The following is a 17,178-nucleotide window of genomic DNA, read 5'->3' on the forward strand; positions in this document are numbered from 1 at the left end:
GCGCAATTGCACTTGCCGCTAACAATGTGAGTAAAAAATGGGAAAAGTAACCGGTTTTCTGGAATACCAACGCTTGCAAGAGGCGAGCGAAGCACCCGAAAAGCGCAAGAAGCATTACAAGGAATTCGTGATGCACCTCTCCGACGCCGACGCCAAGATTCAGGGCGCGCGTTGCATGGACTGCGGCATCCCGTTCTGCAATAACGGCTGCCCCGTAAACAACATCATCCCGGACTGGAATGACCTGGTTTATCACGGCAACTACCGTGAAGCACTGGATAACTTGCACTCCACGAACAACTTCCCGGAATTCACCGGCCGCATCTGCCCGGCACCTTGTGAAGCCGCATGCACGCTCGGCATCAACAACGATCCGGTTGGCATCAAGTCAATCGAGCACTTCATTATCGACAAGGGTTGGGAGAATGGCTGGGTACTGCCCCAAGTGCCTGCCGCTAAGACCGGCAAGAAAGTTGCTGTCGTCGGTTCTGGTCCGGCCGGGCTGGCGGCTGCACAGCAGCTTGCACGCGCCGGCCATGATGTGACCGTCTTCGAGAAGAACGATCGTGTTGGCGGCCTGCTGCGTTATGGCATTCCTGACTTCAAGATGGAGAAATCGCATATCGATCGCCGTGTCGAGCAGATGAAGGCTGAAGGTGTGACCTTCCGTACCGGCGTTTTCGTCGGCAAGGATTTTCCTTCGAACGTCTACAACTGGGCGAAGGAAACCATCTCCCCGGATCAGCTGAAGAAGGACTTCGATGCGGTCGTTATTGCCGGCGGTGCCGAAACACCGCGCGACCTGCCAGTTCCGGGCCGCGAACTGAAAGGCGTCCACTTCGCGATGGAATTCCTGCCGTTGCAGAACAAGGTCAATGCCGGCGACAAGCTGAAGGACCAGATCATGGCCACCGGCAAGCATGTGGTGGTGATCGGTGGCGGCGATACCGGCTCCGACTGCGTCGGCACCTCCAACCGCCACGGCGCAGCATCGGTCACGCAGTTTGAACTGCTGCCGCAGCCGCCGGAACAGGAGAACAAGCCGCTCGTCTGGCCGTACTGGCCGACCAAGCTGCGCACGTCTTCGTCCCACGACGAAGGCTGCCAGCGTGACTGGGCTGTCGCCACCAAGCGCCTCGAAGGCAAGAACGGCAAGGTTGAAAAGCTGATTGCAGCCCGCGTCGAATGGAAGGACGGCAAGATGGTGGAAGTGCCGAATTCCGAGTTCGAACTGAAGGCCGATCTGGTCCTGCTGGCAATGGGCTTCGTGTCGCCGGTGCAGCAAGTGCTGGATGCGTTCGGTGTCGAGAAAGATGCGCGTGGCAATGCCCGCGCCACTACTGATGGCGACGGCTGCTACAAGACCTCGGTAGACAAGGTGTTTGCCGCAGGCGACATGCGTCGCGGCCAGTCACTGGTAGTATGGGCAATTCGCGAGGGCCGCCAGTGCGCGCGTGCCGTGGACGAATTCCTGATGGGAGCGAGCGTCCTGCCGCGATAAGTTGCAGTTGTTGTAACTTGAGGCCCGCTGCATGAAACGATGCGGCGGGCTTTTTTGTCTCATTTCGACCTGCGCTTGGGCCACGCCAAAAGCCGGGTAGCCATTTCTGAACTACAATCTCACCTTTACGCAAAAGTTAAGAGTTGTGCCCAACCTCGTCGAAATTCGTGACCTGCATTTCTCCTACGGGATCCGCCCGATCCTTTCTGGGCTCCAGATGGACTTCCCGCGTGGAAAGGTGGTTGCGGTCATGGGCGGATCCGGCTCCGGCAAAACGACAATTCTTCGCCTGATCGGCGGCCAGCTGCAGGCCCAAAACGGCACCATCAAGTTTGACGGACAGATGGTCAATGCGCGCGATACGCGGAAGATGTACGCGATGCGCCGCAAGATGGGCATGCTGTTCCAGCATGGAGCGCTGTTCACCGACCTGACCGTATTTGAAAATGTGGCGTTCCCGCTGCGTGAACATACGACGCTGCCCGAGGAATTGATTCGCGACCTGGTTCTGATGAAATTGCATGCCGTGGGCCTGCGCAATGCTGCCCAGCTCAAGCCGTCCGAGATTTCCGGCGGTATGGCACGCCGCGTTGCCTTGGCGCGCGCTGTCGCCCTCGATCCGCAGCTCATCATGTATGACGAGCCGTTCGCAGGGCTCGACCCGATTTCGATGGGTGTCGCCGCGAACATCATTCGCCGCCTCAACGACGCGCTGGGTTCGACATCGATCGTCGTGTCGCATGACGTACACGAGACTTTTCTGATTGCCGATTACGTGTATTTCCTGTCCCAAGGGCGAATTGTCGCGCACGGCACCCCCCAGCAGATGCTGGAGTCGAGCGATCCTTATGTGCGGCAGTTCGTCCATGCCGAGGCGGACGGGCCGGTGCCCTTCCATTATCCGGGGCGCTCGCTTGCTGAAGACCTGAAGATCGAGGTGCGCTCATGATCCTCGATACGGTTGCATCGCTTGGCCGTCTGGTGCGCGAGACAGTTGGTAGTGTCGGGTACGCGACACGTACACTCTTCGCACTGCTTGGTGCGTCGGTTGGCTTGTTTCGCCGTCCACGGCTGATTACGGACCAGATCCACTTCATCGGCAACTACTCGCTGGTGATCATCTCGGTGTCCGGACTGTTCGTCGGCTTCGTGTTGGGCTGGCAGGGTTATTACATCCTGAACCGTTATGGTTCGGAGCAGGCACTTGGCGTGATGGTGACCTTGTCTCTTACGCGTGAACTCGGACCGGTAGTGACCGCGCTCCTGTTTGCCGGGCGTGCCGGTACGTCGCTGACTGCGGAAATCGGTCTGATGAAGGCGGGCGAGCAACTCTCTGCAATGGAGATGATGGCGATCAATCCGCTACAGCGGGTCGTCGCACCCCGATTCTGGGCCGGCGTGATCGCAATGCCGGTATTGGCGGCGATTTTCAGTGCAGTGGGCGTAATCGGCGGGTACATCATTGGCGTGCGCCTGATCGGTGTCGATGAAGGCGCATTCTGGTCGCAGATGCAGGCCGGCGTGGATCTGTGGGAAGACATCATCAACGGCGTGATCAAGAGCGTGGTATTCGGATTTGCGGTAACGTTTATCGCACTGTTCCAGGGATATGAGGCGCAGCCAACGCCGGAAGGTGTCGCACGGGCAACGACGCGCACCGTGGTTATTTCCTCGCTCACCGTGCTGTGGCTTGATTTCCTGCTGACTGCGTTGATGTTTGGCTGATGCAGGGGCGGTTTGGAAGTCCGTTTTTTTCATGTTGAAGCCGTCACTGGCTTCGCATTCGATAGTTAGGGTATTCAGTCATGCAAAGGAAATCACTCGACTTGTGGGTCGGCATGTTCGTACTGCTCGGTGCAGCTGCATTGATGTTCCTCGCCTTGAAGGCTGGGAACATGAGCTCGCTGTCCTTCGAGCAAACCTATCCAGTCATTACCAAGTTCGACAATATCGGCGGGCTCAAGCCGCGTGCACCGGTAAAAAGCGCCGGGGTGGTGGTCGGACGCGTTGCGGACATCCGTTTTGATGACCAGAGCTATCAGGCCGTTGTCACCCTGCAACTGGAAAGCAGTTACAAGTTCCCCAAGGACTCATCCGCGAAGATACTGACTGCAGGGCTGTTGGGGGAGCAATACATCGGTCTGGAGCCCGGAGGCGATACCAGTAACCTGGTCGCCGGTGATCGCATCAAGATGACGCAGTCGGCAGTTGTATTGGAGAACCTGATCAGTCAATTCCTCTACAGCAAAGCGGCTGAAGGGCCGGGAGGCGAGAAGTAATGAATGCCATTCGACGGATAGTCGCGCTTGCGGCTGTGCTGGTGCTTGCTGGTTGTGCCACCAATAATCCGCGCGACCCGCTGGAGCCCTTCAACCGGGCGATGTTCCAGTTTAATGACAAGCTTGATCAGGTTGCACTCAAACCCACCGCCGAGGCGTATACCAAGTTGCCTTCCTTTGTGCAGACCGGGGTGGGCAATTTCTTCGGCAACCTGGGCGATGTGCCGACTGCAATCAACAACCTCTTGCAGGGCAAACTGGCGGACGGCATGTCTGACGTAATGCGCGTGGCCGTCAACACCACATTCGGCCTCGGCGGGTTGCTTGACATTGGTACCGAGGCGGGGTTGTACAAGCACAATGAAGACTTCGGCCAGACCTTGGGCAAGTGGGGCGTCCGTTCCGGCCCCTATGTCGTGCTGCCGCTTTTCGGCTCTTCGACCTTGCGCGACACCTTCGCCATGCCGGTCGACATCCAGTCCAACCCCTGGCATCACACGCATCCGGAACACTGGCGCTATACCGGGTCGACTGTGCGCGTCGTCGATCAGCGCGCGGCGTTGCTGGATGCATCGAACCTGTTGGAAGAGGCTGCACTCGATCGGTATGTGTTCGTGCGTGATGCATACTTGCAACGCCGTCAGAGCAAAGTGTACGATGGCGAGCCTCCGGAAACCTCCACCTACGAGTTTGACGTGGGGCCAACATTGACCGAGGAAGAGGACCCGAATTCGTCTGCGGCGTCTGTTGCCGACATGACAGTATCCGCGGAACCGGAGTCGAAACCCATTGTCAAAGTGGAACAAAATGCCCATCACAGTGCGCAGCGCGCCGTCACGGAAACGATGAAGTAAGCCGGTGGGCAACCCATCCTGGGCAACACGGTTTGCCCCCGACATTTCAGGAAAATATGAACGTACTCAAAAAATTGTTTGTCATCGCAGGAATTGCTGTCGGTATGCTGGCATTTATGCCCCAAGCATCGGCGCAGGAAGCGCCTGACGCCCTCGTCAAGCGCATCAGCCTCGAAGTGCTTGAAACTGCCAAGTCCGACAAGGACATCCAGGTCGGTAATCAGAGGCGCGTACTGGAGCTGGTAGAGTCGAAGGTGTTGCCGCACGTGGATTTTCAGCGCATGACCGCTTTGGCAGCAGGCCGGTTCTGGCGTCAGGCGACACCCGAACAGCAAAAACAGCTGACCAACGAATTCCGCACGCTGTTGGTTTATACGTATTCCGGCGCGATCTCGCAGATTCGTGACCAGAAGCTGGACTTCAAGCCAATGCGCGCCGATCCTTCCGATACCGAAGTCGAGGTTCGCACACAGGTACTGCAGCCGCGCGGAGGTGATCCTATCCAGTTGAACTACCGCCTGGAGAAAACGCCGAATGGCTGGAAGATCTATGACATGAATGTGCTGGGGGCGTGGCTCGTCGAAACGTACAAGGGTAACTTTGCCGCCGAGATCAACAAAGGCGGTATCGACGGGCTTATCAAGACGCTGTCCGACAAGAACAAGCGCCTGGCTGCAAATGCTGCCAAGGCGCCAAAAGCCTCTTAAGTCTCCTGAGTCAATCATGTACCGACCCGCCCAGACCTTGACTGTGCATAACGCGAAAACCGTCCTGGATGCTGGTTTGCGCGCAATCGAAGGCGGGGAGGCACAGTTCGACTTGGGCGAATTGACGGTGGTCGACTCGGCGGCCGTCGCAACCTTGCTTGCGTGGCAACGCGCTGCGCAGCGTCAAGGCAGTCAGCTGACATTCCAGAACTTCCCGTCGAATCTGCAGAGCCTGGTGGATTTGTACGGCATTACTGAACTGCTTCATTCCACTTCGATTCCGCAGCCGCGGACCGATTTGCCGCACCATTGACAGGACAGTCGTCCGTCGTCTATTCCGGTTTCCCGTCCGGAAATCCAATATAATCAAGGGTTCGCCGCAAGTCCCTACCTTTTTGCGTCGGCCTTCACTTCTTAGATCGATCCAAGCCTCATGGCTGCTCTCGAAATCGTCAACGTCGCTAAGCGCTACAAGTCGCTCCAGGCTCTTGGTGGCGTAACGCTGTCCATTGAAGCAGGCGAGTTCTTCGGTCTGCTCGGCCCGAACGGTGCGGGCAAGACCACGCTTATTTCGATTGTCGCCGGACTTAATCGGGCAGATTCGGGAACGGTCTCGATCCTTGGTCATGACGTCGTGCGTGATTACCGCCAAGCCAGGAAGCGACTTGGCGTTGTCCCGCAGGAACTGGTGTTCGATCCCTTTTTCACCGTGCGCGAAACCTTGCGCATGCAGTCAGGCTATTTCGGGCTGAAGAACAACGACAAGTGGATCGACGAGGTGATGGCGAACCTCGACTTGACGAGCAAGGCGGATACCAACATGCGTGCCCTGTCGGGCGGCATGAAGCGCCGCGTTCTTGTTGCGCAGGCGCTTGTGCACAAGCCGCCGGTAATCGTTCTCGATGAGCCGACTGCAGGCGTTGACGTAGAGCTTCGGCAGACGCTGTGGAAGTTCATCTCGCGCCTGAACCGGGAAGGGCACACGATCGTCCTTACCACGCATTACCTCGAAGAGGCGCAGGCGCTGTGCAACCGCGTGGCCATGCTTAAGGCCGGCAAGGTGGTCGCGCTGGATTCCACTTCTGCGCTGATCAAGCGCATCTCCGGTTCGCAACTGGTTGTGCGGCTGGCGCACGGGACGTTGCCGGATGCGCTCAAGCCACTGGTCTCGCATCCGGACGAGCTGGTGTCCGGCAACAAGTACACATTGCGCGTGAATGAATATACCGACGTCGAGCCCATCCTCGCCAGGCTGCGGGAAGCGGGTGCTGTGATCGAGGACATGCAGCTGCAACAGGCCGACCTGGAAGACGTGTTCATCCAGATCATGGAGGGCGAAAAGTGATCGGCTTTCAGACGCTGTTCTACAAAGAAGTGCTGCGCTTCTGGAAAGTCGCGACGCAGACCATTACTGCCCCGATCCTGACGGCGATGCTTTACCTGCTGATCTTCGGTCACGTGCTGGAAGAACATGTGCAGGTGTATCCGGATGTGCGCTACACCTCGTTCCTGATTCCCGGCCTGGTCATGATGAGTGTGCTGCAAAACTCTTTCGCCAACAGCTCATCATCGCTGATCCAGTCCAAGATTACCGGCAATCTCGTCTTCGTATTGCTGCCTCCGTTGTCGCATTGGGAATTGTTTGGCGCCTATGTGCTGGCTGCCATGGTGCGCGGACTTGCCGTGGGTGCGGGCGTATTCCTCATCACCGCATGGTTCGCCAAGCTGACGTTCGCTGCGCCGTGGTGGATTGCCATTTTCGCCCTGCTTGGCGCGGCGATCCTCGGCACGATGGGGTTGATCGCTGGTATCTGGGCAGAGAAGTTCGACCAGCTCGCAGCATTCCAAAACTTCCTGATCATGCCGGCGACCTTCCTGTCGGGCGTGTTCTACTCGATCCACTCGCTGCCTTCTTTCTGGCAGACAGTGTCCCATTTCAACCCGTTTTTTTATATGATTGACGGCTTCCGTTACGGCTTTTTCGGCCAGTCCGACGTGAATCCGACGATCAGTTTCTCGATCGTTTCCATATTTTTTGTGCTGCTTGCCAGCTTCGCAATCCACTTGCTGAAGTCCGGTTACAAGCTGCGCCACTAGAAAGCAAGAACCATGTTGCCCACTCCAGAGCTAGTAAAAAGCTACATCGCCGCCGGCCTTGACTGCACTCATGTTGAAGTCGAAGGAGACGGTCAGCACTTCAGCGCCGTCATCGTTTCCAACGCCTTTGCCGGCAAGCGCATGATTCAGCGCCACCAGCTCGTCTATGCGGCGCTCGGTGATCGCATGCGCCAGGAAATCCATGCCTTGTCAATGAAAACCCTGACTCCGGAAGAGTTCCAGCAATAATGGACAAACTGCTTATTACCGGAGGCAATCGCCTGTCCGGCGAAATCGAGATCTCCGGTGCCAAGAATGCGGCCCTCCCCATACTGTGCGCTGGCCTGCTCACTGAGGGCACGGTTGAGCTGTCCAATGTTCCGCATCTGCAAGATGTGAACACGATGCTCAAGTTGTTGCGGCAAATGGGGTTGCGCGTCGAGCAGGACGGTGAACGCATGACGCTCAACGGCAGCGCGATCGACAAGTGCGAAGCACCGTATGAACTGGTCAAGACCATGCGCGCCTCGATTCTTGTGCTCGGTCCGCTGGTCGCACGCTTCGGCGAAGCGAAGGTGTCCCTGCCCGGCGGTTGCGCAATCGGATCGCGTCCGGTTGACCAGCATATCAAGGGCCTGCAGGCAATGGGCGCAGAGATTGCGATCGAAGCCGGGTATATTCACGCGAAGGCAAAGAAGCTCAAAGGCACGCGCATTGTCACCGACATGATTACTGTCACCGGCACGGAAAACCTGCTGATGGCTGCAGCGCTGGCGGACGGCGAGACGGTGCTTGAGAATGCAGCGCGCGAGCCGGAAGTGACGGACTTGGCGCATTTACTCGTCGCCATGGGCGCAAAGATTGATGGCATTGGTACCGACCGTCTGGTGGTTCAGGGTGTCGACCAGTTGCATGGTGCAGCGCACACCGTCATCGCCGACCGGATTGAAACCGGCACCTTCCTGTGTGCAGTCGCCGCAGCCGGTGGCGACGTGATACTCAAACGTACCCGCAGTGACATCCTGGACGTTGCACTCGACAAGTTGCGCGAAGCCGGTGCAATCATTACTGCTGGCGACGACTGGATTCGCGTGCAAATGTCGGCACGCCCGAAAGCGGTCAGCTTCCGCACGACCGAATACCCGGGCTTTCCGACCGATATGCAGGCGCAGTTCATGGCGCTTAACTGCATCGCAGAAGGCAGCAGCCGCGTCACCGAAACCATCTTCGAAAACCGCTTCATGCACGTTCAGGAGTTGAACCGCCTGGGCGCCTCCATCGACATCGACGGCCATACCGCCGTCGTGCAGGGCGTGGAAAAACTGGTTGGCGCGCCTGTCATGGCCACCGACCTGCGCGCCTCGGCGTCGCTGGTGATTGCCGCGCTTGCGGCACAGGGCCAGACACTGGTTGACCGCATCTACCACCTGGATCGCGGCTACGACCGCATGGAAGTCAAGCTTTCCGGCGTCGGTGCCAAGATTGAGCGAGTGAAATGATGAACCAGCAACTGACCCTCGCTCTGTCCAAGGGCCGCATTTTTGAAGAGACATTGCCGCTGCTGCAGGCGGCCGGCATCACGGTCACGGAAGATCCGGAGAAGTCGCGCAAACTGATCCTGCCGACCAACGATCCGAATGTGCGCGTCATCATCGTGCGCGCCTCCGACGTGCCGACCTATGTGCAATACGGTGCGGCCGATTTTGGCGTCGCCGGCAAGGACGTGCTGCTTGAGCACGGAGGTGAAGGCCTGTACCAGCCCATCGACCTGAATATCGCCAAGTGCCGCTTGTCCGTCGCCGTTCCGGCGGGATTCGATTACGCTAGCGCCGTGCGCCAGGGCGCGCGCCTGCGTGTGGTGACCAAGTATGTGAACTGCGCACGCGAGCATTTTGCGGCGAAGGGCGTCCATGTGGACCTGATCAAGCTGTACGGCTCCATGGAGCTCGGACCACTGGTTGGCCTGTCCGATGCGATCGTGGATCTCGTCAGCACAGGCAGCACGCTGCGTGCGAACAACCTCACTGAAGTCGAGCACATCATGGATATCTCGTCGCGCCTGGTGGTCAACCAGGCCGCGTTGAAACTCAAGCGCGAACGCCTGCAACCGATCCTCGAAGCGTTCGAGGCTGCATCCAAAGCGAGGTGAGACATGCCGATCCAGATCCGAAAGCTTGATTCGTCCGCTTCCGACTTCAAGGCCCAGCTTTCCGCCGTGCTTGCGTTCGAAGCCAGCGAAGATGAAGCGATCGACCGCGCTGCTGCGCAGATCCTCGCCGATGTGAAGGCGCGGGGAGATGTAGCCGTACTGGAGTACACCAACCGCTTTGACAAGCTCGACGAAAGTAGTGTCGCCACCCTCGAAATCCAGCACGACGAGTTGCGCGCTGCACTGAACAGCCTGTCGCCGCAACGCCGCTCGGCACTGCAGACAGCGGCCGATCGTGTGCGCGCCTACCATGAACGCCAGAAAGCAGAAACCGGCAGTAACGGCTTCACCTATACCGAGGCGGATGGCACTGTGCTGGGGCAGAAGGTAACGCCGCTTGATCGCGTCGGGATCTACGTCCCCGGCGGCAAGGCGGCGTATCCGTCGTCCGTCCTGATGAATGCGATTCCGGCCAAGGTCGCTGGTGTGCAGGAAATCATCATGGTGGTGCCCACACCGAATGGTGTGAAGAATGAGCTGGTGCTTGCGGCCGCAGCGATCGCCGGTGTCGATCGCGTATTCACCATCGGCGGTGCGCAGGCTGTCGGCGCCCTGGCTTATGGCACGGCGACGATTCCGCAGGTCGATAAAATCGTCGGCCCTGGTAATGCCTATGTTGCCGCGGCAAAGCGTCGCGTCTTTGGCATTGTCGGCATCGACATGATCGCCGGTCCGTCGGAAATCCTGGTGCTCTGCGATGGCAGCACGAATCCGGACTGGGTGGCGATGGACCTGTTCTCCCAGGCTGAGCACGACGAACTGGCGCAGTCCATCCTCGTCTGCCCTGACAGCAGCTATATCGCCAAGGTCGAAGAGAGCATCAACCGCCAGCTCGACGGCATGCCGCGCAAGGATGTGATCCGTACCTCGCTCGTCAACCGTGGCGCACTGGTCAAGGTGCGCGATATGGACGAGGCATGCGAGATTGCGAACCTGATCGCCGCGGAGCACCTCGAGATCTCTGCAGAAAATCCGCAGCAATGGGCTGACAAGATTCGCCACGCCGGCGCGATGTTCCTCGGACACTTCTCGTCCGAATCACTGGGCGATTACTGTGCCGGTCCGAACCACGTGTTGCCGACGTCTCGCACTGCGCGCTTTTCGTCACCATTGGGCGTGTACGACTTCCAGAAGCGCTCAAGCATCATCCATGTGAGCGAGGCCGGTGCACAGACCTTAGGCAAGGTTGCATCAGAGCTGGCACATGGCGAGGGTTTGCAGGCACACGCCCGCTCTGCCGAGTACCGGCTGAAATGATGCCCGCCGAAGACGAGAAATGACTGACTGGCTTAATCGCATCCATTGCGAGGACGCGCTGCAGGGCTTTTCGCGCATCCCGGATGCCAGCGTCGATCTGCTGATCGCCGATCCGCCCTATGGTCTGGGAAAGGATTACGGCAATGATTCGGACAAGCTCGACGCAGAAGCCTATCTGCACTGGACCGAGCAATGGATCGACGCCGCGCTGCCCAAGCTGAAAGCCAACGGTAGCTTCTACATCTTCCTGACCTGGCGCTATTCCCCGGAAATCTTCGTCTTGCTGAAAAAGCGCATGACGATGGTGAATGAAATCATCTGGGATCGGCGGGTGCCGTCAATGGGCGGCAGCACGCGTCGATTCTCGTCGGTCCACGACACCATCGGCTTTTTTGCGAAGGCGAGGGATTACTACTTCGACCTCGACGCCGTGCGTATTCCCTATGACGCCGAAACCAAGAAGGCGCGCTCGCGCTCCATCTTCGTCGGCGCCAAGTGGCTGGAAATCGGCTACAACCCCAAGGACGTGTGGAGCGTATCGCGCCTGCATCGCGAACACAGGGAGCGCGCCGACCATCCCACGCAGAAGCCGCTGGAGATCGTCGAACGGATGCTGAAGGCATCCTGCCCCCCGGGTGGCGTCGTGCTCGATCCCTTCATGGGCAGCGGCACCACTGCAGTGGCTGCCAAGCGCTGCGGCCGCAACTTTGTCGGCTTCGAGCTGAATCCCGTGTACTGTGCACTCATAGAAAACCGCCTGGCCGGGCTGGATACCCCGGCCGCCACATCCACCTCCGAGACCCTATGTCCCTGATCGAAAACATCATCCGGCCCGATGTGCGGGCACTCGCTGCGTACCATGTGCCGGCCGCAGAAGGCTTCGTCAAACTCGATGCAATGGAAAACCCGTACACCCTGCCGGAGAATCTTCGTGCTGAGCTCGGGCGTCGACTTGCGGATGTGGCGATGAATCGTTATCCGGTGCCGTCGTATTCAGAACTGAAAAAGAAGATCTGCGCGAATCTCGGCGTACCCACAGGTTTTGACGTCATCCTCGGCAATGGCTCCGATGAGCTGATTACGCTGCTTTCCGTTGCTTGCGCCAAGCCCGGTGCGAAAGTGCTGGCGCCGACCCCGGGATTCGTCATGTACGCCATGTCCGCCAAGCTGGCAGGCCTGGATTTCGTCGGCGTCCCTCTCAATGCCGACTTCTCCCTCGACAAGAGTGCAATGCTTGCGGCAATTGCGCAACACAAGCCGGCCATAACCTACCTCGCCTATCCGAACAACCCAACCGGGAATTTGTTCGATGAAAGCGATATGGTCGATATCATCCGCGCCGTCGGCGAGACGGGCATCGTCGTGGTGGACGAGGCATACCAGCCATTCGCACAGGCGAGCTTCATGCCCCGCTTGCAGGAGTTCGGCAATCTCGTCGTCATGCGGACTGTTTCCAAGCTTGGTCTCGCAGGCATTCGCCTCGGGTACATGTCTGCGAGCGCTGCGTTGCTCGCCGAATTCGACAAGGTGCGTCCTCCGTACAACGTCAATGTGCTGACTCAGGCTGCGGCCGAATTCGTACTCGACCATGTCAACGTACTGGATGCGCAAGCCGCAGAGTTGCGTACCGAACGCTCCAAACTGGCGGCTTCTCTGGCCATCATGCCCGGTATCGAGGTTTTCCCATCGGCAGCGAATTTCCTGCTTGTACGGATCAAAACGGCTGCAGTGGACGCCAACACCGTCTTTTCCCGGTTGTTAGACCGTAAGGTTTTGATCAAAAATGTCGGTAAAATGCATCCATTGTTGGAAAACTGCTTGCGGGTGACCGTCAGCACCCCGGAAGAGAACCGATTATTCCTTGATGCCTTGAAGGCGTCGCTCGCTTCGTAACCTTAGAACCCTTAACATGCCCACGCAACGCATTGCCGAGGTCACTCGCAATACCAACGAGACGCAGATCCGCGTCGCGATCAACCTTGACGGAACCGGCCAGCAGAAGCTCAATACCGGTGTGCCTTTCCTGGATCATATGCTCGACCAGATCGCCCGCCATGGCCTGATCGATCTCGATATCGAGGCCAAGGGCGATTTGCACATCGACGCGCACCACACCGTCGAAGACGTGGGCATCACACTCGGCCAGGCGTTTGCAAAAGCCATCGGCGACAAGAAGGGCATCCGCCGTTATGGCCATGCCTATGTGCCGTTGGATGAAGCACTGTCGCGCGTCGTCGTCGATTTCTCCGGACGCCCGGGTCTCGAATTCCATGTGCCTTTCAAGCGCGCGATGATCGGCGCATTCGACGTCGACCTCACGCATGAATTCTTCCAGGGTTTCGTCAACCATGCGCTGGTAAGCTTGCACATTGATAATCTGCGTGGCGAGAATGCACATCATCAGTGTGAAACCGTATTCAAGGCATTTGGCCGCGCACTGCGCATGGCCGCCGAGCTGGATCCGCGTGCAGCGGGAACGATTCCCTCCACCAAAGGCAGCCTCTAACTGCGGCTTAGCGGCACGTAGAGATTTCATTCATTGTCATGAACAAGATCGTTGTTGTTGATTACGGCATGGGCAATCTGCGCTCGGTAGCGCAGGCCTTGCGCCATGTCGCTCCTGAAGCCGACGTGCGGATTTCCAGCGAGCTGGCCGACCTGCGTACAGCAGACCGCCTTGTCCTGCCAGGACAAGGGGCTATTCCCGATTGCATACGCAGCCTGCGTGAATCTGGCCTGCAGGACGCCCTGATGGAGGCCGCGCGCTCGAAACCATTGTTTGGCGTTTGTGTCGGCGAGCAGATGCTGTTCGACTGGAGCGAAGAGGGCGATACCCAAGGGCTGGGATTACTTCCTGGTAAGGTGGTTCGCTTCCAGCTGGAAGGGCGTCTCCAGGATGACGGGTCGCGTTTCAAGGTGCCCCAGATGGGCTGGAACCGTGTCAAACAAACATTGTCCCATCCGCTGTGGAATGGCATTGCCGACAATAGTTACTTTTACTTTGTGCACAGCTATTACGCGGTTCCGGCCGACCCCCGTCACACGGCCGGCGAGACGGATTACGGCGGACCGTTCGCCTGCGCCGTCGCAAGGGATAACATCTTTGCCACTCAGTTCCATCCGGAAAAAAGCGCATCCGCTGGCCTGCAGCTCTACAAGAATTTCGTTCACTGGAAGCCGTGAGTCCCGTGGAGAAATCGTTGCTTACTAACTTTACTAATCTCAACCCAACCTAAAGTAGCCATGCTGCTCATTCCTGCTATCGACCTCAAGGACGGTCATTGCGTGCGCCTGAAACAAGGTGACATGGACCAAGCCACTGTGTTCTCGGACGATCCCGCCCAGATGGCGCGACATTGGCTGGCGCAGGGTGCACGGCGCTTGCATCTGGTCGACCTGAACGGCGCTTTCGCGGGCAAGCCGAAGAACGAGGCTGCAGTCAAGGCCATCATCAAGGCAGTGCGGGATTTCGCCGACGAAAACGGCACTGACGAGATCCCCGTCCAGCTCGGCGGCGGCATCCGGGATCTGGACACTATTGAGCGTTATCTGGACGACGGCCTGTCCTACATCATCATCGGCACGGCAGCCGTGAAAAATCCGGGCTTCCTGCACGATGCATGCAGCGCGTTCCCGGGGCAGATCATCGTCGGGCTCGACGCCAAGGACGGCAAGGTTGCAACCGACGGCTGGAGCAAATTGTCGGGCCATGAAGTCATCGATCTCGCCAAGAAGTTCGAAGACTACGGCTGTGAAGCCATCGTCTACACCGACATCGGCCGCGACGGCATGATGGCAGGTGTGAACATCGACGCCACCGTCAAGCTCGCCAGGAGCATGACCATTCCGGTGATCGCTTCGGGGGGCGTACACAACATCAAGGACGTCGAGGCATTGTGCGCAGTACAGGATGAAGGTATCGAGGGCGTGATCTGCGGGCGTTCGATTTATGAAGGCACACTCGACCTGCGTGCGGCGCAAGAGCGCGCCGACGAGCTGAGCGGTCACGAAGAGGCGGAAGAAGAATAAGCATGGCGCTTGCAAAACGCATCATCCCTTGCCTCGACGTGACAGCCGGTCGCGTGGTGAAGGGCGTTAATTTCGTCGAGCTGCGTGACGCCGGCGATCCGGTCGAAATCGCGCGCCGCTATGACGACCAAGGCGCCGACGAGCTGACCTTCCTCGACATCACTGCAACTTCGGACGAACGTGACCTGATCCTGCACATTATCGAAGCAGTGGCATCGCAAGTTTTCATTCCACTGACTGTCGGTGGGGGCGTACGCACAGTCGATGACGTTCGCCGCCTGCTCAATGCCGGTGCCGACAAGATCAGCATCAACAGTGCTGCCGTCGCCAACCCTCAAATGGTGCAGGACGCAGCGCACAAGTACGGTTCGCAATGCATTGTGGTGGCAATCGACGCCAAGAAGACCGGCGATGGCAAATGGGAAGTGTTCACCCATGGCGGGCGTAAGCCGACAGGCCTTGATGTGGTCGCATGGGCGAAGAAGATGGAAAGCCTTGGCGTCGGCGAGATTCTGCTGACCAGCATGGATCGCGATGGCACCAAGAGCGGGTTTGACCTTGCCTTGACCCGTGCGGTATCCGATGCGGTATCGATCCCAGTAATTGCATCCGGTGGCGTCGGGGGGCTTCAGGACCTCGCCGACGGCATCAAGATCGGCAAGGCGGATGCGGTACTGGCGGCAAGCATCTTCCACTATGGCCAGCACACGGTCCAGGAAGCCAAACGCTTCATGGTCGAGCAGGGCATCCCGATGAGGCTGGCATGACTACCCAGTCCAAATGGCTGAACAAGGTGAAGTGGGACGAGAATGGACTCGTTCCCGTCATCGCTCAGGAAGTCGGCTCCAATGATGTGCTGATGTTTGCGTGGATGAACCGCGAGGCGCTTGCCAGGACAGTGGAACTGGGCGAGGCCGTCTACTGGAGCCGTTCCCGCAAAAAGCTCTGGCACAAGGGCGAGGAATCCGGGCATATTCAGAAGGTCCATGAAATACGACTCGACTGTGATGAAGACGTGGTTTTGCTGAAAGTCACGCAGGCCGACGGTATCGCTTGCCATACCGGGCGGCACTCCTGCTTCTTCCAGAAGCTCGAAGGCGACGCAAAGAGTGCCGAATGGCATGCAGTCGACCCGGTATTGAAAGATCCAGACAGCATCTACAAGTAAGAGCAAGCAATGAGTGAAACCTTACGGCGATTGGCCGATGTGATCGAGTCACGCAAGCCAGCCAAGGGCGGCGATCCAGACAAATCGTATGTCGCCCGGCTGTTCTCCAAGGGGGACGACGCGATCCTGAAAAAGATCGGCGAAGAAGCGACCGAAACGGTCATGGCGGCTAAGGACGCGCGTGCAACCGGGGACAAGTCAAAAGTTCTCTATGAATGCGCCGACCTCTGGTTCCATTCGATGATCATGCTCGCGCAATTCGACCTGACCCCGCAAGACGTGCTGAATGAGCTGGCGCGGCGTGAAGGCATGTCAGGGCTCGAGGAAAAGGCCAATCGCAAACTGGCTGAGCGCGAACGCAACGGCGAATAGCATCCACTAAAAACCTCACATAAATCGGGATACTTATGACTAATTGCATATTCTGCAAGATTGCGGCAAAGCAGATCCCAACAAAGGCAATTTACGAAGATGAGAACCTCATCGCCTTTCACGACATAAATCCTGCAGCGCCAGTGCATTTTTTAATTGTGCCGAAGCAACATATTGCTACACTGTCGGACTGCAACGAAAGTCATGCGGCTTTACTAGGCAAGATGATGTTGCTTGCGCCGAAGCTGGCGCAGGAACAGGGGTGCGGTTTCGAGGCATCTGCGGAGGGGAGCGGTACCGGCGGTTTCAAGACTCTCTTCAATACTGGTCCGGATGGCGGTCAAGAGGTGTACCATCTGCATTTGCATGTCATCGGTGGGCCGCGTCCTTGGCGCGGTCGACGCTAAGGCGTAACCGATAGCAGGAATTGTTTTTAGGGCGCAAGCGCTCGTTTAGGAGAAAGTAATGGGTTCATTGAGCATTTGGCACTGGCTGATCGTGCTGCTGGTGATTATTCTGGTTTTCGGCACGAAGAAGCTTGGCAATATCGGCTCCGACCTTGGCAAGGCCGTCAAAGGCTTCAAGGACGGTGTGAAAGGCGAAGAAGAAAAATCTGCGTCGGCCGGAGAGAAGGCAACGATCGACGTCGATGCAAAAGAAAAAAAGAGCTGATCACGTCGAAGTCTCATCTGGCGTGATGCACCA

The 17,178-nt window shown here is 58.1% G+C and carries 23 protein-coding genes; all 23 read left to right on the forward strand.

Annotated elements, in window-relative coordinates:
* The first annotated feature begins 37 nt into the window (after positions 1-37).
* The 23 genes from ACYVIA_RS11900 (at position 38) to tatA (ending at position 17,145) form a co-directional block, all read left to right on the forward strand.
* Entirely contained in the window at positions 38-1,501 is a 1,464-nt protein-coding gene (locus ACYVIA_RS11900) for a glutamate synthase subunit beta (protein WP_460840999.1), read from the forward strand.
* A 145-nt stretch (positions 1,502-1,646) separates the two neighbouring features.
* Complete coding sequence (locus ACYVIA_RS11905) at positions 1,647-2,450, forward strand: ABC transporter ATP-binding protein (RefSeq protein ID WP_460841001.1); 804 nt, start codon at positions 1,647-1,649, stop codon at positions 2,448-2,450.
* Positions 2,447-3,226, forward strand: coding sequence for a lipid asymmetry maintenance ABC transporter permease subunit MlaE (mlaE, locus tag ACYVIA_RS11910; RefSeq protein WP_460841003.1), 780 nt, complete (start codon positions 2,447-2,449; stop codon positions 3,224-3,226). The genes ACYVIA_RS11905 and mlaE overlap by 4 nt, the downstream gene beginning before the upstream one ends.
* A gap of 80 nt (positions 3,227-3,306) precedes the next feature.
* On the forward strand, positions 3,307-3,780 hold the full coding sequence (gene mlaD / locus ACYVIA_RS11915) for an outer membrane lipid asymmetry maintenance protein MlaD (protein WP_460841005.1): 474 nt from the start codon (positions 3,307-3,309) through the stop codon (positions 3,778-3,780).
* Positions 3,780-4,634 (forward strand): MlaA family lipoprotein, encoded by an 855-nt coding sequence (locus ACYVIA_RS11920; protein WP_460841007.1) that lies wholly within the window; start codon positions 3,780-3,782, stop codon positions 4,632-4,634. Before mlaD ends, ACYVIA_RS11920 begins: the two co-directional genes overlap by 1 nt.
* A gap of 56 nt (positions 4,635-4,690) precedes the next feature.
* The gene (locus ACYVIA_RS11925) at positions 4,691-5,341 is read left to right on the forward strand and encodes an MlaC/ttg2D family ABC transporter substrate-binding protein (protein WP_460841009.1); all 651 of its coding nucleotides are present in this window, start codon (positions 4,691-4,693) and stop codon (positions 5,339-5,341) included.
* A 16-nt stretch (positions 5,342-5,357) separates the two neighbouring features.
* The gene (locus ACYVIA_RS11930) at positions 5,358-5,654 is read left to right on the forward strand and encodes an STAS domain-containing protein (RefSeq protein ID WP_460841011.1); all 297 of its coding nucleotides are present in this window, start codon (positions 5,358-5,360) and stop codon (positions 5,652-5,654) included.
* A 120-nt stretch (positions 5,655-5,774) separates the two neighbouring features.
* Complete coding sequence (locus ACYVIA_RS11935; RefSeq protein ID WP_460841012.1) at positions 5,775-6,686, forward strand: ABC transporter ATP-binding protein; 912 nt, start codon at positions 5,775-5,777, stop codon at positions 6,684-6,686.
* Positions 6,683-7,438 carry an ABC transporter permease gene (locus ACYVIA_RS11940; RefSeq protein ID WP_460841014.1) on the forward strand — a complete coding sequence of 252 codons (756 nt, stop codon included), beginning with the start codon at positions 6,683-6,685 and terminating at the stop codon, positions 7,436-7,438. Before ACYVIA_RS11935 ends, ACYVIA_RS11940 begins: the two co-directional genes overlap by 4 nt.
* A gap of 12 nt (positions 7,439-7,450) precedes the next feature.
* The gene (locus tag ACYVIA_RS11945; protein ID WP_460841016.1) at positions 7,451-7,687 is read left to right on the forward strand and encodes a BolA family protein; all 237 of its coding nucleotides are present in this window, start codon (positions 7,451-7,453) and stop codon (positions 7,685-7,687) included.
* Positions 7,687-8,937: a UDP-N-acetylglucosamine 1-carboxyvinyltransferase gene (gene murA / locus ACYVIA_RS11950; RefSeq protein ID WP_460841018.1), complete on the forward strand. Its 1,251-nt coding sequence runs from the start codon at positions 7,687-7,689 to the stop codon at positions 8,935-8,937. Before ACYVIA_RS11945 ends, murA begins: the two co-directional genes overlap by 1 nt.
* On the forward strand, positions 8,937-9,587 hold the full coding sequence (hisG, locus tag ACYVIA_RS11955) for an ATP phosphoribosyltransferase (RefSeq protein ID WP_460841089.1): 651 nt from the start codon (positions 8,937-8,939) through the stop codon (positions 9,585-9,587). Before murA ends, hisG begins: the two co-directional genes overlap by 1 nt.
* Before the next feature lie 3 nt (positions 9,588-9,590).
* A complete protein-coding gene (hisD, locus tag ACYVIA_RS11960) occupies positions 9,591-10,904 on the forward strand; it encodes a histidinol dehydrogenase (protein WP_460841019.1) in 1,314 nt (437 codons plus the stop codon).
* A gap of 19 nt (positions 10,905-10,923) precedes the next feature.
* Positions 10,924-11,718, forward strand: coding sequence for a DNA-methyltransferase (locus ACYVIA_RS11965; RefSeq protein ID WP_460841021.1), 795 nt, complete (start codon positions 10,924-10,926; stop codon positions 11,716-11,718).
* Positions 11,709-12,797 (forward strand): histidinol-phosphate transaminase, encoded by a 1,089-nt coding sequence (gene hisC, locus ACYVIA_RS11970; RefSeq protein ID WP_460841022.1) that lies wholly within the window; start codon positions 11,709-11,711, stop codon positions 12,795-12,797. Before ACYVIA_RS11965 ends, hisC begins: the two co-directional genes overlap by 10 nt.
* 16 nt (positions 12,798-12,813) lie before the next feature.
* Positions 12,814-13,410 carry an imidazoleglycerol-phosphate dehydratase HisB gene (gene hisB / locus ACYVIA_RS11975; RefSeq protein WP_460841024.1) on the forward strand — a complete coding sequence of 199 codons (597 nt, stop codon included), beginning with the start codon at positions 12,814-12,816 and terminating at the stop codon, positions 13,408-13,410.
* Positions 13,411-13,448: 38 nt separating this feature from the next.
* Positions 13,449-14,087 (forward strand): imidazole glycerol phosphate synthase subunit HisH, encoded by a 639-nt coding sequence (gene hisH / locus ACYVIA_RS11980; RefSeq protein ID WP_460841026.1) that lies wholly within the window; start codon positions 13,449-13,451, stop codon positions 14,085-14,087.
* A 60-nt stretch (positions 14,088-14,147) separates the two neighbouring features.
* Positions 14,148-14,933: a 1-(5-phosphoribosyl)-5-[(5-phosphoribosylamino)methylideneamino]imidazole-4-carboxamide isomerase gene (gene hisA, locus ACYVIA_RS11985; RefSeq protein WP_460841028.1), complete on the forward strand. Its 786-nt coding sequence runs from the start codon at positions 14,148-14,150 to the stop codon at positions 14,931-14,933.
* Between the two features lie 2 nt (positions 14,934-14,935).
* Positions 14,936-15,700, forward strand: coding sequence for an imidazole glycerol phosphate synthase subunit HisF (gene hisF / locus ACYVIA_RS11990; RefSeq protein ID WP_460841030.1), 765 nt, complete (start codon positions 14,936-14,938; stop codon positions 15,698-15,700).
* Positions 15,697-16,101, forward strand: coding sequence for a phosphoribosyl-AMP cyclohydrolase (gene hisI, locus ACYVIA_RS11995; protein ID WP_460841032.1), 405 nt, complete (start codon positions 15,697-15,699; stop codon positions 16,099-16,101). Before hisF ends, hisI begins: the two co-directional genes overlap by 4 nt.
* 9 nt (positions 16,102-16,110) lie before the next feature.
* Entirely contained in the window at positions 16,111-16,473 is a 363-nt protein-coding gene (locus tag ACYVIA_RS12000) for a phosphoribosyl-ATP diphosphatase (protein ID WP_460841034.1), read from the forward strand.
* Between the two features lie 35 nt (positions 16,474-16,508).
* Positions 16,509-16,880, forward strand: coding sequence for a histidine triad nucleotide-binding protein (locus tag ACYVIA_RS12005; protein ID WP_460841035.1), 372 nt, complete (start codon positions 16,509-16,511; stop codon positions 16,878-16,880).
* A gap of 58 nt (positions 16,881-16,938) precedes the next feature.
* Positions 16,939-17,145 (forward strand): Sec-independent protein translocase subunit TatA, encoded by a 207-nt coding sequence (gene tatA / locus ACYVIA_RS12010; protein ID WP_460841037.1) that lies wholly within the window; start codon positions 16,939-16,941, stop codon positions 17,143-17,145.
* Positions 17,146-17,178: the final 33 nt, after the last annotated feature.

Source organism: Noviherbaspirillum agri (genome assembly GCF_054780595.1).